9 protein-coding genes are annotated in these 15,657 nt (G+C 51.5%); all 9 read right to left on the bottom strand.

Annotation, left to right across the window (positions count from 1 at the left end; genetic code table 11):
* Nucleotides 1-39 precede the first annotated feature (39 nt).
* Nucleotides 40-1,797, bottom strand: a complete 1,758-nt coding sequence (locus tag QA596_02720) for a sodium:solute symporter (protein ID MDG5766365.1) — start codon at nucleotides 1,795-1,797, stop codon at nucleotides 40-42.
* 30 nt (nucleotides 1,798-1,827) lie between these two features.
* Complete coding sequence (locus tag QA596_02715) at nucleotides 1,828-3,237, bottom strand: L-fucose/L-arabinose isomerase family protein (protein ID MDG5766364.1); 1,410 nt, start codon at nucleotides 3,235-3,237, stop codon at nucleotides 1,828-1,830.
* A gap of 167 nt (nucleotides 3,238-3,404) precedes the next feature.
* A complete protein-coding gene (locus tag QA596_02710; GenBank protein MDG5766363.1) occupies nucleotides 3,405-4,106 on the bottom strand; it encodes an L-ribulose-5-phosphate 4-epimerase in 702 nt (233 codons plus the stop codon).
* Nucleotides 4,107-4,122: 16 nt separating this feature from the next.
* Nucleotides 4,123-5,811, bottom strand: coding sequence for a ribulokinase (locus QA596_02705; GenBank protein ID MDG5766362.1), 1,689 nt, complete (start codon nucleotides 5,809-5,811; stop codon nucleotides 4,123-4,125).
* 171 nt (nucleotides 5,812-5,982) lie between these two features.
* Complete coding sequence (locus QA596_02700) at nucleotides 5,983-6,699, bottom strand: NUDIX domain-containing protein (protein ID MDG5766361.1); 717 nt, start codon at nucleotides 6,697-6,699, stop codon at nucleotides 5,983-5,985.
* A gap of 91 nt (nucleotides 6,700-6,790) precedes the next feature.
* On the bottom strand, nucleotides 6,791-8,302 hold the full coding sequence (locus QA596_02695; GenBank protein ID MDG5766360.1) for an alpha-L-arabinofuranosidase C-terminal domain-containing protein: 1,512 nt from the start codon (nucleotides 8,300-8,302) through the stop codon (nucleotides 6,791-6,793).
* Nucleotides 8,303-8,513: 211 nt separating this feature from the next.
* Nucleotides 8,514-9,632, bottom strand: coding sequence for a galactose mutarotase (locus tag QA596_02690; GenBank protein MDG5766359.1), 1,119 nt, complete (start codon nucleotides 9,630-9,632; stop codon nucleotides 8,514-8,516).
* Nucleotides 9,633-9,869: 237 nt separating this feature from the next.
* Entirely contained in the window at nucleotides 9,870-12,470 is a 2,601-nt protein-coding gene (locus QA596_02685; protein ID MDG5766358.1) for a T9SS type A sorting domain-containing protein, read from the bottom strand.
* Between the two features lie 112 nt (nucleotides 12,471-12,582).
* Nucleotides 12,583-15,507 carry a TonB-dependent receptor gene (locus QA596_02680; protein MDG5766357.1) on the bottom strand — a complete coding sequence of 975 codons (2,925 nt, stop codon included), beginning with the start codon at nucleotides 15,505-15,507 and terminating at the stop codon, nucleotides 12,583-12,585.
* Nucleotides 15,508-15,657 lie beyond the last annotated feature (150 nt).

Genomic DNA, 15,657 nt, shown 5'->3' with positions numbered 1-15,657 from the left:
TCTCATTTTAGAGGTCAGATTCAGCAGTTAAACCCGAAATCAGCCGCCCCGCAGCATCACATAAATGACAATAATGATGGCCATCAGCAGGGACGAAGTAAACACATCGGTCCAGGTCCAGCTGGAACGTGACAGCGTTCGGTGTTCGTCGGTCACCGTGGCGTAGGTCAGGCCTGAAATGCGATGCCTGTCGGGCAACTCGGTAGCATAGCTCACTCCTATCATCACTGCAATACAGGTGAGGAACATGAACAGGCTGTAATACTGGAAGAAGGTATTGTTCACAATCCAGAGGAAAGAGCCTTCGGCATATTCAAATCCCTCGATAAGCATGGCGGGAGTATCGACCGCCAGGCGGAACAGGCCAAGGAATATCCCTACAAACAGGGCTGCAAGCGCTCCGTACTTGTTAAGCCGGCTGTTGAAAATCCCCAGGAAGAAGACCACAAAGATGGGGGGCGCCAGATACGCCTGAACCCCCTGGAGATAGTCATACAGACCGCGGCTTCCCTGGATTACAGGAATCCACAGCAGGCCGATCACGATCATGATCACAACGGCGAACCGGCCCATCCACACCAGTTCCTTGTCGGTGGCTTTGGGCTTGAATTTCTGGTAAAGGTCCATGGTAAACAGTGTGGACGAGGCGTGAAATACCCCGGCCAGCGAACTCATCAGTGCCGCCATCAGGGAGGCGACTACCAGTCCGCGGACCCCTATGGGCAGCACGTAAGCCACCATCATGGGAAAGGCAGCCTGGGCGTTTTCGCGGATAACTTCGCCATCCGGGCCGATCATGTGTTCTGTCATGGCGGCCATCTGTCCGGATTCGGCAAGGGCGTAAGCAATGATTCCAGGGATGATGAAAATAAAGACCGGGAACAGCTTCAGGAAAGCGGCAAAAATGGTACCGCGGCGGGCCTGCATCTCATTGGATGCTCCCAGGGCGCGCTGGACGATATACTGGTCGGTGGTCCAGTACCAGAGGCCGACGATCGGAGCAGCGAACAGCATGCCAAGCCATGGGTACTGGTCGTTGAAATACCAGGCCATATGGGTGTCGGTCTTGATCGGTGCCCAGGTGGCGTTCATTCCCTCGGGAACCAGGGGCTTCCAGAGATTCCACATTTCGGGTCCGGTGATCTCGAACAGCGGGCCCCATCCACCCAGAGCCCGAAGGCCGTAATAGAGTACGAACAGGGAGCCGAAGATAAGGACCAGTGCCTGGACCGCCTCGGTATAGGCAACCGCCCGGAGTCCGCCCAGGGCCGTATAGATACCGGTGAACAGGATAACCAGAATCGAACCTATCCAGAAGCTGTTCAGCCCCATGAATGCCAACTCCGGCATAAGCACGCTCAGCACCACGCCGCCTGCAAAAATCCCTACTGCAATTTTTGTAAGCACATAAGCGATAAGAGATACCGTCGACAACAGCGTTCGTGCCAGCGGGGAGAAGCGTCGTTCCAGAAACTCCGGCATGGTGAACACCTTGGCACGGATGTAAAAGGGAATCATGACCCAACCCAGTACCAGCAGACACCAGGCGTGGAGTTCATAATGTGCCATGGCCACACCGTCGGTGGCTCCGGATCCGGAAAGGCCCACCAGGTGCTCCGACCCGATATTTGATGCAAAAATGGAGGTTCCTACGATAAACCATCCCAGGTGACGGCTGGCCAGAAAGAAGTCCTGCGGCGTTTCCGTCTTCTGTTTGATTACCCACCAGGCGATTCCTATGATCAACAAGAAATAGAGACCGATGACTGCCCAGTCAATTACCGATAATACACCCATATTACTCACCCGATCATTTTATATAAGTAGTTAGACCTCAACATATTCGATGTTGAGGATGTTACAAAGCATTTGCCATTTTTCCCGCTGATCACCCAGATGCAGCACCTGGTGATGCGTTCCTCCCGCCTTCAGCCAGCCGTCATTGCAGATGCGCAGACCGCTGTCCGGCTTGAAGTGAAAATAAGGCATTTCTATGGTCGGATACTCCTCTGTATCCAGAATTTCTCCCTGTGCTACCACCAGACGGAAGTGCTCCCCAACAAGGTGAACCAGGGAAACCATGGTAGCCGGACCCGGTTCGGCCATGAATACAGTCGTTGGCGGGTTGTCCAGGTCACCGATTCCGAGTACCCGGTCGGCCAGCCGTACCGGCTTGTCCTTGCGGGCGATCTTCCAGTTCCCCTCACCCATATGGCTCATAAGCATCGACTGGCGCTTGAAGTCCATGGCGTACATCTCGGTGAAATGGGCGTCATCGGCGATAAGATGGCCTGCGGCCACCATGCTGGCGGTGTTGGTATCCCCTTCGGCGGCGTATCCGTAGCCTTCGGCCATCAGGTTGGATGCGGCCAGCATCGGAATCTGCTGGAAGCGCCCGTCGCCTTTAAACACATCAAAATGGGCAGAAAATGCGGCATAGTTGCCCTGCTCCAGGAAGGCCTTGAAACCAAGGTACATACGTACGGCATAGCGAAAATTCTTGTCGGGCATGTTTTCGTCCACCTTGAATCGTGCCCGCTCGACCTCCATCTGCTTTTCGATGGCCTCGTCGGTCACCGCTTCCATGCAGCGATAGACCTCGCCGATATACTCGCGGTTCACCTCCGGACCAATCACTCTGGTGAAAGCGGCTTCATCCGAAAGGGTGTCTCCCATCCCGTGCATTTTCCCGATGGCGGCCACTTTCATCCGCGACAGTTCCGTTGCTGCATGCGCTGCGCGAGCCCAGTGGTCTACATACTCGCGGAACTCATCGCTTTTCCAGTCGGCGGAAATCACTTCAAAGTTCTCTCCGCATGTTCTGAGCAGCGCGTTTGCGGTATCCTGCGCACCGTGGATGCCCTGGTTGTAGGTCAGGTCGGCCATATCCCAGTCGGTGGTAACTTCCGGAACCGGCTGGATGTTGGCCAAAAGTACGGGAAGCCTGTTTTTTTGCAACGCCTTGACGGTTCGCATGCCCGGCCCGTAGGTGAGCATGATGATCATGACCCCGTCCAGACCCTGATGGTTGAACCCGCCCAGGATCTCTTCGATATCATCCCGGTTGCGTGCCGCGCGCGGGAAGGTGAAATCGGCGACATCGGCAAGCTGATCCATAACCTGCCGCGCATAGCCTTCCTGCCGCTCGGTGATTCCGGGCAGATCCTTGTCGTACAGCTCCTGCATGATCCCCAGAATTCCAATGGACGGTTTTCTTTTCAATGATTTTTTTGTCATCTGATTATTATTATATGATTAATGCTTTTTTCACAGTCAAAAAAGTACGGATCGAACGAGTCACGGCGCGTCATACCGTTTGAAATCACAGGTATTAGCCATCCTCCCACATTAGTGCCGTTTGCATGGTGTCAAAAACACATTATTTCGGATGGATTTGTTTCCCATTACTGCTGCCCGTAATACGCATCCTTGCCATGTTTCCGCTCGTAATGCTTGTCGATCAGGGATTGTTTCATGCGAGGAGTGTCGGGCCGTATCTGCTTGCTTATAAAAGCCATTTTTGCGAGCTGTTCCAGAACGGCGCTGTTATACACCGCTTTGTCAGCCGTTTTACCCCAGGCAAACGGGGCGTGGTTGCCCACCAGTACCATTTCCACTTCCCTATATGACAGCTTTCGTTCTTTAAACAGATTGAGAATCTGAAAGCCGGTCTGATATTCATAGTTACCCCGGATCATTTCATCGGCCATGGGCGGCGCGCAGGGCACATCCACAGTGAGATGGTCGGCATGCGTGGTTCCCAGTATCGGGATATCGGTCTGGGTCTGCGCCCAGGCGGTGGCATAAGTGGAATGGGTGTGAACGATGCCTCCCACTTCCTCCCAGTGCTTATAGAGAACGGCGTGTGTTTTGGTGTCGGATGACGGCCGCTTATCCCCTTCTATGACGTTGGCGTCGAAATCGAGCACCACCATGTCATCGGGTTTAAGGCTGTCGTAAGGAACGCCACTCGGTTTGATGGCAAACACGCCCCGGCTTCGGTCGGCGGCACTGACATTCCCGAAGGTGAACAGCACCAGGCCAAGCCTGTCGATCTCCATGTTGGTTTCGTAGGCCTCCTGCTTTAGATTCTTGAAAGAGCTCATAGATCGCCTCCGTGATTTAAGCCGATGCTGTGCGGTCTTCCACCGTGGCGGCAAGGGACCGGTACCTGTTATACAGTTTCTTATAGATGGCGACCTGTTCGGGTTGCGGCTCGTAGGTTTTGTCAAAACCGGCGCCCATGGCGTTTCTGGCCTCTTCAACCGTATCGAACAGGCCTGCAGCGGTAGCGGCAAACATTCCTGCTCCCAGGGCGCAGGTCTGCTCCGAGCGAACAATCCGAATCGGCATATTGAGCACGTTGGTCAGCGTCTGCATCACAAAAGGTGACTTTTTGGCAACCCCGCCCATCCCGATAATGCCTTTGATAGGAATACCCTCTTCGATAAATCGGTCAACGATCGCTTTGGCGCCGAAACAGGTAGCTTCAACCAGCGAACGATAGATATCGGGGGCGTCTACGCCGAGGTTAAGGCCTTCAATGGCGGCTTTCAGCTTCTGGTTGGCATCCGGGGTTCGGCGTCCGTTGAGCCAGTCTACGGCCACCAGGCCTGAAGCATCTTCTTTGAGCTCGGTTTCGGCGGCGGCATCTTCCACCTGGCGGATAAGATTTTTGCCAAGTTCTTCCGCCAATCTGGAGGCGGTTTCCCGGTCGATCACCTTGCTTTCGGAGAGCGCATTCTTGACGGGCCACATCAGTACGTTTCTGAACCAGGCGTAGGTGTCACCGAAGGCCGACTGTCCGGCTTCCAGTCCGACCATGCCGGGGATGACGGATCCGTCAACCTGTCCGCATATACCCTTCACGGCTTTGTCACCGATGTCTTCGTAGGGGGCGATAAGCATATCGCAGGTGGAGGTTCCCATAACACGACTCAGGTGGTACGGCTCGATTTCGCCGCCAACGGCACCCATGTGCGCGTCAAATGCGCCTGCGCCGATTACCACATCCTCGCTCAGTCCCAGTTTTTCCGCCCATTTTGGAGAGAGTGTACCGGCGGGTTTGTCGGCGGTAAAGGTATCCTGATACAGCCTGTCACGGATTCCGTCGAGCAGCGGGTCGAGCGCGGTCAGAAACTTCTGGTCGGGCAGTCCGCCGAACTCTTCGTGCCACATGGCCTTGTGTCCAGCGGCACAGCGGCTTCGGATCATGTTCGTCACATCGGTACCGCCGGTCAATTCAAACGGTATCCAGTCGCAGTGCTCCACCCACGACCATGCCGCCTTGCGTACGCTTTCATCCTCGCGGAGGGTATGCAGAATCTTGGCCCAGAACCATTCCGAAGAATAGATTCCGCCCACGTATTTCGTGTAGTCGATATCCCACTTCCGGGCCAGGACATTGATCTCCTCCGCTTCCCGGATCGCCGTATGGTCTTTCCAGAGAATGAACATGGCGTTGGGGTTTTCCTCGAATCCTTCGGTCAATGCCAGGGGAGTTCCGGATTTATCGACAGCCACGGGGGTAGATCCGGTGGTGTCGACCGAAATGGCCTTCACCTTTTCCCTCACCCCGGCCGGGGCCTTTTCGAGCACGCCCTTGATCGTGTTTTCGAGACCTTCGAGGTAGTCAAGCGGGTGCTGGCGAAACCGGTTTTCGGAGCTGTCGCAATAGGCGCCTTCAGCCCAGCGGGCGTAATAGTGTACCGAATCGCTGATCAGTTCGCCCCCGGTGCTAATGAGAACGGAACGTACCGAATCTGATCCAAAATCGATTCCAATAACATAGTGTGCGTTTGAGTCTGCCATATTTTTAAATAATTTCCGGGAGTAAAAATTCACGAAGCGGATTTACGTGAACATAGCAATATGTCGACTTTCGGAAAACCGCTTTTTTACATAAAGTGTAATTTTAACACTTTAGATTATGCAATTCAAGGACGGATTCACAAAGCCGGTCTGTTTCAGCACCAAAGCGGGTCAGTCATTGGGTGGTTTGAATATTAGTTGTGAACCGTTACCGGGTGCGCCATGTTTCTGATATTTTTCCTTGTCGAATCGGTAGAGAAAGGCCCCTTTTTTTGAAAATCCCTTCTGTTTTTCATTGGTTTTGACCAGTACCCCCATGGAAAGAATCCTCCTGCGAAAGTTTCTTTTATCGAGACTGGTTTCATAGATGGCTTCGTACAGTTGCTGCAGTTCAGGCAGCGTAAACTTTTCCGGAAGGAGTTCAAATCCTACCGGTTGCCGGGCGGCCTTGTACCGAAGGCGGGACTTGGCGGCGTCGACCATTTTCTGGTGGTCAAAAATCAGTTCCGGCAGATCATCGGCCGGAAACCACTTGGCGCTGTATTTTTTGACCAGGTTCTTGTCGTGGTTATGAATATTGATCAGCGAATAGTAGGCGATGGATATCGTCCGTTCCACCGGATCCCGGTTGATATCACCAAAACCGTGCAGTTGCTCGAGGTAGATATCGGTCAGGCCGGTCAACCGGGTCAAAATGCGGGATGCGGCTTCATCCAGGCTCTCGTCCTGTTTCAGAAATCCACCCATTAGTGACCATTTCCCTTTTTCCGGCTCAAAATCTCTCTTAATCAGCAGCAGTTTCAGTTGTTCCCGGTTGAAGCCGAATATGATTCCGTCCAGTGCTACCGGAAAGCGGTCAATGTTGTCGTATTGTTTTCGAATGGTCATGTTGTGCTAAAGCCATCTCCGACGCCTCCGCTGGTGCTGATCTGTAGTACCATAACAAAAGGAGGCCGCCGCAAGGCAGCCTCCCTGGCAATTATTCCATGGTAACAACAACGACAGATTTCGCCGGCAATGTCATCGACAGTCTGTTATTTCTCAGATTATAATCAGTAAAATCCCGAATAGCGACGTTATCGGGATTATCAAATGTATTTATGGAATCAACTTCATCTGCGGTCAGCAAGCGTCCGTTGGTCACTCTTCGAACATCCTGTCCGCGAATATCAATATCAGCGATCTGCGCTTCCCGTGCATGCAGATTGGTTATGGTAATATTTATCCTCCCGTCATCACTCTTGGAAATGGTATGACTGATTGTGGGAATCTGCTCATCATTGTACTCATAATCGGATATTTCGCCATGGGTATGCAGCAGCGTAGCATCAAAATGAACTCTGTACATATCAAAGATATGATAGGTCGGAGTCAGTAACATCTCCTCTCCGTCCGTGAGTATGACTGCCTGCAAAACATTGACCATCTGCGCGATATTCGCCATTCGAACGCGGTCGCTATGCTTGTTCAAGATATCAAGAGATACCGATGCAATCAAGGCATCTCTCAGGGAGTTCTGCTGTTGGAGGAAACCGGGATTGGTGTCCGGCAGCGGGTCGGTCCATATTCCCCACTCATCAACGACGAGTGCCACCCGCTTTTCCGGGTCGTGACGATCCATTCGGTTAGAGTGTCCCTCAATAAATCGATCCAGCCAAAGTGCTTTCTGTACACCGATAAAGTATCTGTCTTCATCAAAATCCATGGAAGGACCCTTATCCTCCCACTCGGGACCGGCAACGGTATAGTAATGAAGGGAGAGTCCTTCCATCATATCACCTGCCCGCTCCATCAGGGTATCGGTCCACCAGTATTTGTCAAGATCAAATCCGCTGGCTACACGGAACAGCTCATGCCCGCTGTATTCTCTCGTATACGTTGCAAACCGGCGATATAGATCGGCATAATATTCCGGGCGCATGTTACCGCCGCATCCCCAGCTTTCGTTACCGACACCGATATACTTCACTCCCCAGGGGTCTTCCCTGCCGTTCTTGCGACGCAGGTTGGCCATTTCGCTGTCACCGTCATAGTTCATGTACTCGAGCCATTGCTGCATTTCCCTGGGTGTGCCGCTGCCCACATTCATGGCGATTACCGGTTCCGCTCCCAGAAGCTCGGTGAAGCGCAGGAACTCGTGAGTTCCGAAACTGTTGTCTTCAATGACCATTCCCCAGTGGGTGTTGATGCGTTTCGGGCGGTCTTCGCGCGGACCAATTCCGTCTTTCCAGTAGTATTCGTCAGCAAAGCAGCCTCCCGGCCAGCGGATGTTGGGAATCTCGAGTTTCTTCAGTGCTTCCAGCACATCGGTCCGGATCCCATCGGTATTCGGAATGTCGGAGTCTTCCCCGACCCAGACCCCTCCGTAGATACCTGTTCCCAGGTGTTCGGCAAAGTGTCCGTAGATATGCCGGTCGATCTTGCTCAGCTCTTCATCGGCGCTTACGGTTATCCGGTTTTGAGCGATAGCCGAGGTGGATATAAGTAACATTACCGTTAACAGTAAAGTGAAATGGTTCTTCATGGTTCATGTATTGTTAAGTGTGAAGCTTTCATGCAAATGGATTCGCGGGAGGCCAGCTCAAATCCTTCAGGTCCGGCAGGATGAACCAGCTGGCCCGTTGCTCGGAGAGAGGCGAGCTGCTGCCTGACTTGTTTTCTGGTGGAGACATCCCGCGTCAGGTGATTTTTTTCACATCGAACTATTCCGTTCCGAACCGGTAGACGGTTGTTGAGCGGTAGGTTTCCCCCGGTCTCAGGATAGTGGATGGAAAATGGTCATGGTTGGGCGAGTCCGGGAAAAACTGAGTTTCAAGGCACAGGGCAGCGTACCGGTCAATCGGCCGGTTCTCCGGGTCAAAGAGGGTTCCGTCGAGAAAATTTCCCGAATAGAACTGCAGGCCGGGTTTGTCGGTATAGACATCCATAATGCGTCCGGATGACGGGTCGTGCAGGCGCGCGACGCGGCTTACTTCTCCGGATTCCGGGTTCAATACCCAATTATGGTCGTAACCGCCGGGTACCTGATCAATACGGGCACCGATCACTTCGGCGGATGTGAAATCGAACGGTGTGCCGGCAACCGGTGCCAGTTCTCCGGTGGGAATCAGGTTCTCATCGACAGGCGTATACCGGTCTGCATCAATCGTCAGCAGGTGGTCCAGGATTCCCTCGGTTTGGTCACCGGTGAGGTTGAAGTAGGCGTGGTTGGTCAGGTTCACCGGCGTTGCCTGATCGGTGGTAGCCTCATAATGGATTTCCAGCTCATTATCATCGGTAAGCCGGTAGATCACCTCAACATGGAGGTTGCCCGGGTATCCCTCCTCGCCGTCTTCACTCAGGTAGCGAAGAGCCACGGCCTGTTCATCCAGCAATTCATACTCCCATAGCACGCGGTCGAAGCCGTCCACACCGCCATGCAGGTGATTTGGTCCGTCGTTGGTGGCCAGTTCGTACACTTCGCCATCCAGCTCAAAGCGTCCCTCGGCGATACGGTTGGCATACCGGCCGATAATGGCTCCGAAAAAGGGGTGTTCTCCGAGGTAATCGTCCAGGTTGTCAAAGCCCAGAACGACATTCTCGAGCTGTCCGTCACGATCGGGCGCCATAATCCGTGTAATAATACCACCGTAGTTGGTAACGGTCAGTTCCATGCCGCCGGCATTCACGAGGGTGATCAGATCGGCGGTTGTCCCGTCATCCAGGGAGCCGAATTCCCGGACTTCCGCTCCGGGCTGTTCGTCGGGGGTGCATGCTCCGGCTGCAAGCAGTAACAGCAGAAGTACAGAGGCTGATATTCTTGTTCTTTTCAGGTTTTTCATGACAGGTTGGGTTGATGGGTGTCGGAATAATGGGGCGGTCCTTCGGTCAGCAATACTGTATAGGTGTTATTTGGACACTTGCTAAATAACAGAACCTGAAGCCCATTTGCAAGCGCTTTTAATAAAAAGGCCGAAACGGTTGCCACCGCTTCGGCCTTCTACTTCTATTGTCTCCAGGCGCGCATGCCGGGATACCTATCATACGCGTTTTGGAGGCTTCTCCTGAAAGACCCTCCCTTATTTAATCAGGGTCATTTTGCGTACAGCTACATGGTTACCCATTTGAAGACGATAGATATATACGCCCGAAGCCAGGTTGGCTCCGTCAAATGTAACCTGGTGCGTGCCTTCCGTGCGATATTCATTCACCAGTGTAGTTACCCGCTGCCCGATCAGGTTGTAGACATCCAGACGCACATCCGCTGCATTCGGCAGTTCGAATGAAATCTGTGTCGCAGGGTTGAAGGGGTTCGGGTAGTTCTGGTTCAGTCTGAAGCCATCAACCACTTCAGGTCCGCTATCGCTGGAAGTAGCCGTGCTGAAGCTGAATATTTGTGCATATTCAATAGTCAGATCACCACTATTGGAAGTAAAGGCAACCGTATTGGAACCTTGATTCATCGCATAAATATCGGAATCAAAGATTTGGCGTTCCGCATTATCAGCAGGCAAAGCAGTGGTTATCACGTCATCTCCATTTATTGTCAGTGTAGCCTCCTGTGCTCCGCTTTCGGATTGATAGAACAAACGGACAAAGTACTGGCCGTCGCTGGCAAGATCCACATTCCAGGAAACACTTCCGTCTTCAACCGGGATCATCTGCCAGTTTCTTGGAATAAAATCAAGTCTTTCTCCACCCATTTCAGCAGCGCCGCGGTAGGTGGTTCCACTCTCAACAGCGGCTTCCTGTGCTATCATTTCTGCGACAGGCTCACTGGAACCGGCAGGCAGTACCCGGAGTGAAGCAACGCTGATTTCACCCCATCCTGCATTGACGGTTACCGTATTGGTACCTTCATGAAGTGTAAGGGCACCATCTTCCACGATTTCATCCTGCACAATGGAAGCCCATGTCCAGGAGTTGGTCGGGATCCCTGCATGCACGCCGTCGTCAGTATCAAAGACATACTCGCCCCATCCTTTCAGATCATGGATTTCTGTATCATTAACAAACATGTTAACAGCTCTCATACCGCCATTTTCCATGTGAATAAGAAGTTCCAGGTCATACTGACCGGCATCGGGTACTTCAAATTCCCATTCGATACCACCATGCCCAAAGAAGTACCACCCAAATCCGTCAAACTCTTCCAGAGAAGCGGAACCGCTGACTGAAGCATCGGCAGCTTCCAGGGTAGCAACGATCTCGAGATCAACTTCTCCACCGGCCTTGGCCTCAATATCACTCACCCAGGCATCGCGATTGGCTTCATAATTCGCTTTTGCGTCCGGGAACCAGTTCAGATCACCTAACGGCTGACCGTGGGTACCTGCGGTGTAATAGTCATGCTCAGTAGCATATGAGAAATCCTCGGGAAGCGGATAAACAAATCCGGCAGGACTCCAATCCTGGAAATCACGTCCGGGATCCCATACCCATGCATCATCCCAGGTTGAGGATTCGTTATTGGCACGAAGCCGGTTGATCACTTTCCACTGCTCGGGAACCAGGTCCTCAAGGGTCCTATAGTTGGGATCCACCTCCGGAGGGGTTCTGTAGGAAACCAGATCGGGATCATTCTGCCAGTGGTTGGCATCTTCAACCATGGCATCCCATTCTCTGAACCAGTACGCTGTCGTATCGGCAAAGAGCGGCTGTGCCCGAACAGTATCTCCATAGAATTCATGGAACTGCGGGTCTCTCCAGTGTCCGGAGTTTGCATAGACGATTCGACGTCCGAGATCGGCACCAAACTGTGGCGGCAATTCGCCAATAGTAAACCAGCCGGTATAATCGGTATCACGACCGGGAGCATCATAATCGGCACTTCCTTCTCCATGCCAGGCCGGATTAATATGCAGGTTGTTTGTGAAATATGCTTCCTGCCAGATACCACCTGAGTTCAGGGTACGCCCGACATTAACCGTTGTATTCTGATTGAAGAGGACATAGTTGATAGGGCGTGCTTCGGATTGCACGACAGTGTGACCGATATTAAAGAAGGTATTGTTCTCCATTACCAGCGTATCGGCTCCCTGCTCATACATAATACCACGGCCTTCCCACTGTTGCGAGGTATTGATGTAGTTACGGTAGACACTGTTGGTAATATATGCTTTGGTGCCGGTACCGGAGACAATGATGGGCGCAAAATTATTACGCTCGAAAATCACATTGTCAATAATCATGCGAATATCCGACGCCTGCACACTCATAGGTGCATAGGCACTCGTTCCACCTTCTTCATCTGCCGTAGAGAACCAAACATTCTTAAAAGTAATATCATCCTGGATATTGATCATACGGGCTTCGATGGAACCATCATCCCGGGCACCCATTTGAATAACCGGTGGCCCAAAATCACCAGCCTCACCAGCGCCTTCCATGGAGCCAATGATACGAAGGTGATAACCATCATTTTCAATGGAGTTGAGGTTGATGTAAATCCCTCCCCGCTCAAGCATGTAGATTCGGCCTTCCGGACGATCTTCATCGTTGGCGATGGTATTTCGAAGGGCATCACGGATGATATCACCATCGTGAATCCATTCGACTTCACAAATGTCCTCGTCGGTCGGACAGACCGTGTATTGTGGATCATCCTGAGCCAATGCCTTGCCGGCCCATAAAGATCCAACCAGACACATCAGGACGGTCAATTTTGTTATTCGTAACATATTGAATTCCATATTGTTATTGTTATTATTATTGGTTGTTGTTTGTACTTTCAAGCATTTAGTGTTTGTTTGTCAGAAAAAGCACATCATTGGTCACGGTTTAAGTTTAAGATTAGAAACGATATCGCATACCAATATCCACGGTAGTACCATAATACTCTATGTAGGTCGGATCACCGCCAACAGACCCCTGGAAGTTCCGATCGGCGGTATTCAGCAGGTTGTTAAGATGCACATAGAACTCAAGTCCCATTTGGAGCTTTTGCCTGACCGACATATCGATACGCGAATATTCGCCGGTAAAGGTATCAAATACAGGAGTAGTTGCATCCACCGAGTTTGCACGGTCGGACTGGTACAGATAGGATACACGTGTTGAGAACCCCTTGTAGTCATAACCCACGGTTACGTTTGCAAGGTGAGCCGGCTGATCGACCATTCTCCCTTCCCGGGTTTGTGCTACCTGGATATTGTCGTACGTTCTAAATCGCTCACCGGGGAGCAGGTTGCCGTCATCATCACAATTGTTGCAAACCTGGTCACGACGAAAATAGGTGTACTTGGTATCGGAGAAGATCCGGGTATAGTTGAGATTCAAGACTATTCCCTGCAAAACACCCGGCAAATACCACAAGTTGGTTTGCCAATCGAGCTCCACACCGTAGTATGTTGCGTCGTGGGGGTTGTTGATATAGGTGTCCAGTCTCGGATTTTGTGAAAGCCAGTTATCCGGCAGATGAAGATCAGGATCTGGAAGTTCTCCCTGGTTCACAAACTGCCGGGTCCATATGATATGATCGGCGATCGTTTTGTGGAATCCGGCCACTGAAAACAGGCCGAGTTCATTGGTATAAAACGATAACGCCGCATCATAATTGACCGAATGTGCAGGTTTGAGACCGGCATTGCCCGCGCTGGCATAATTCATCTGCGAGTCAATTGAGGTAATGGGCACATACTGCATAAAGTCGGGACGCTGCAAGGTCTCTGTTCTGGCCAGTCGAAGGTCGGCCCAGTCGACAGGTGAGAACTGAAGATGAACCATGGGGAGGTAGTAATTATTTGTTCTCTCAACTTCCAATTCTGCCAGATCCACCGGTTCGGCTTGCTGGTTATTAATGACTACTTCACGAAACTGCTGACCGGTATATTTGGACCAATCACGCTCCCATCGAAATCCAGGGATGAACCTGACATAGTTTCCGATGTTAAAATCGGCCATAACATAGGCCGCATAGGTGTGTTCGGTCCCTTCATAATCCCGTCCCCTGGAATCGACGGCATTTCTGGTAAAGAAATCCCAATCCAGGTCATCCAGTGCATGGGTCAGTTTCTTGAGCATATTCGGATCAGCCGTGTACCCCAGCGGATAATCCCCCTCCATGAAATCCGGACGTGAATATCCATCATCAAAAACATAAATAGGTACCCAGCCATACTCCAGGCCTTGCTCATAGAGATCATATCCGTTAAAATCATCCGGAGAGAGCATTTCCATGGCCTCTCTGACCGCCCTTCCGTTCTCACTGGCGGCAGCGAATCCGTAATGCATACCTTCCGTACCACGGCTGTACTGGTCATTGTGTCTATCCAGAAAATTGACTTTACCACCCGTTTTAAAATAACCGTCAAATATGCCGTAGGATACGGGAAACTGCAGATTGAGCTGGGCACTATATTGATTTTCGGATCTTTCCACACCACTTATATTTATCGAGTTCAAAGCCGTCAGGCTTGAATCCGCGATCATAAATGGAAGTACCTCTCTGGGATCCATCCCCTGCTCTCGGGTAAAGGGGTTCACTGCGCCATAATGGCTGAAAGCCCACCCATAATTCTTCGGGTTCTCCGCTCTGGAACCTGTCACTGAAACCGTTGCATCATATTGCACCCAGTCAAAATCCTGCATGATACCCAGTGCCGCTGTCATAATGGAAGTCTGGTTATCGAATTCGTTCATACTATAATGGCGGCGGTTGTCATCATAGCTAAATATCTGGTTGGTACGACTCCGGCCTTCATTATTCAGACGGTTAAAAAATGCATTTGCATTGATTTTTCCGTTGGGAATATTTGCATCCAGGACAACACTCGCACCTAGTCTGCCTCGATCGACATTATCTTCAATCGCATTCATTGATGTAATGACGAGCTCGGATGCTCCGGTTTGCGGATTATCGCGCTGGCCATATCCGGCATTGAACTTATCGGCACTTCGGTCATACTGTTCGATATTGAAATTTGCAATGACTCCAATCCGATTGTCCAGGAATCGGTTGCTCATACTGCCCACAAACTTGTAGTTTCCATAATGGTCTTGTAAGCGGGTATAGCCTCCCTGGGCGGAAACGTCGACCTGAAGTTGTTCCGGAGCTTCCCGAAGCCGAAGGTTGATGGCCCCTGCAACAGCATCTGCATCCTGATCCGCCGTGATTGCTTTCATCACTTCAATTCCATCCAGCATATTGGAGGAAATCAGAGAAAGGTCAATACTGCGGTCCCAATCGCCGGTAGAGGGTACACGGACTCCGTTGACGGAAACCGTGCTGAATTTGGGAGACAGACCGCGAACGGCAACCCGGTTGGCTTCACCGCCGGATCTCTGAATTGAAACGCCGGGCAGACGGCCAATTGATTCCGCTGCATTGACATCCGGCAGCTCCTGTATTCTGTCGGCGGATACGATATTGGTAATCGTATTGGAGCGGAGCTGTTCGTTGATCGCACTTACCTGTCCCTGCGCCTGGGCAGAGATAGTCACCCCTTCCCCGGTCAGGCCCATCCACTGCATTTCAAAGTTTACGATATTGGTTTCACCTCCAATAACTTCGACATCCTGACGTACCGGCTCATATCCTATATATGTAGCTACCAGTGTCTGGGTTCCGGCCGGAACATTGCGAATCACAAACTCACCATCCAGATTGGTTGCCGATCCACGGGATGTACCTTGAAGCACGATATGCACACCTATCATTTCTTCGCCATTCGTCGCATCTACAACCGTACCTCTGATGATACCTGTGCCTTGTGCCATAAGATTGCTGAATCCGACCAGCAATAAGGCTACCAATAGAAAAGAGGAGAATTTTGTATACATGTTCATATTGCACGTGATTAGTTTTGAAATTTGATTAAACACACAGCATCAGCAGTATTATGCTGTAAGCGCTTTTCCTCGTAATAT

This window comes from Balneolales bacterium ANBcel1 (assembly GCA_029688905.1).
In the GTDB taxonomy this organism is placed as follows: domain Bacteria; phylum Bacteroidota; class Rhodothermia; order Balneolales; family Natronogracilivirgulaceae; genus SLLW01.
The sequence above is the reverse complement of the archived record's forward strand: the minus strand, read 5'-3'. Positions and strand labels throughout refer to the sequence as shown.

Bases quoted from the DNA above. Each gene is read 5' to 3' on its own strand.
- QA596_02720 (MDG5766365.1), bottom strand. From the start codon at position 1,797: ATGGGTGTATTATCGGTAATTGACTGGGCAGTCATCGGTCTCTATTTC.
- QA596_02690 (MDG5766359.1), bottom strand. From the start codon at position 9,632: ATGAAAAACCTGAAAAGAACAAGAATATCAGCCTCTGTACTTCTGCTG.
- QA596_02695 (MDG5766360.1), bottom strand. From the start codon at position 8,302: ATGTTACTTATATCCACCTCGGCTATCGCTCAAAACCGGATAACCGTA.
- QA596_02685 (MDG5766358.1), bottom strand. From the start codon at position 12,470: ATGTTACGAATAACAAAATTGACCGTCCTGATGTGTCTGGTTGGATCT.
- QA596_02680 (MDG5766357.1), bottom strand. From the start codon at position 15,507: ATGGCACAAGGCACAGGTATCATCAGAGGTACGGTTGTAGATGCGACG.
- QA596_02705 (MDG5766362.1), bottom strand. From the start codon at position 5,811: ATGGCAGACTCAAACGCACACTATGTTATTGGAATCGATTTTGGATCA.
- QA596_02700 (MDG5766361.1), bottom strand. From the start codon at position 6,699: ATGACCATTCGAAAACAATACGACAACATTGACCGCTTTCCGGTAGCA.
- QA596_02715 (MDG5766364.1), bottom strand. From the start codon at position 3,237: ATGACAAAAAAATCATTGAAAAGAAAACCGTCCATTGGAATTCTGGGG.
- QA596_02710 (MDG5766363.1), bottom strand. From the start codon at position 4,106: ATGAGCTCTTTCAAGAATCTAAAGCAGGAGGCCTACGAAACCAACATG.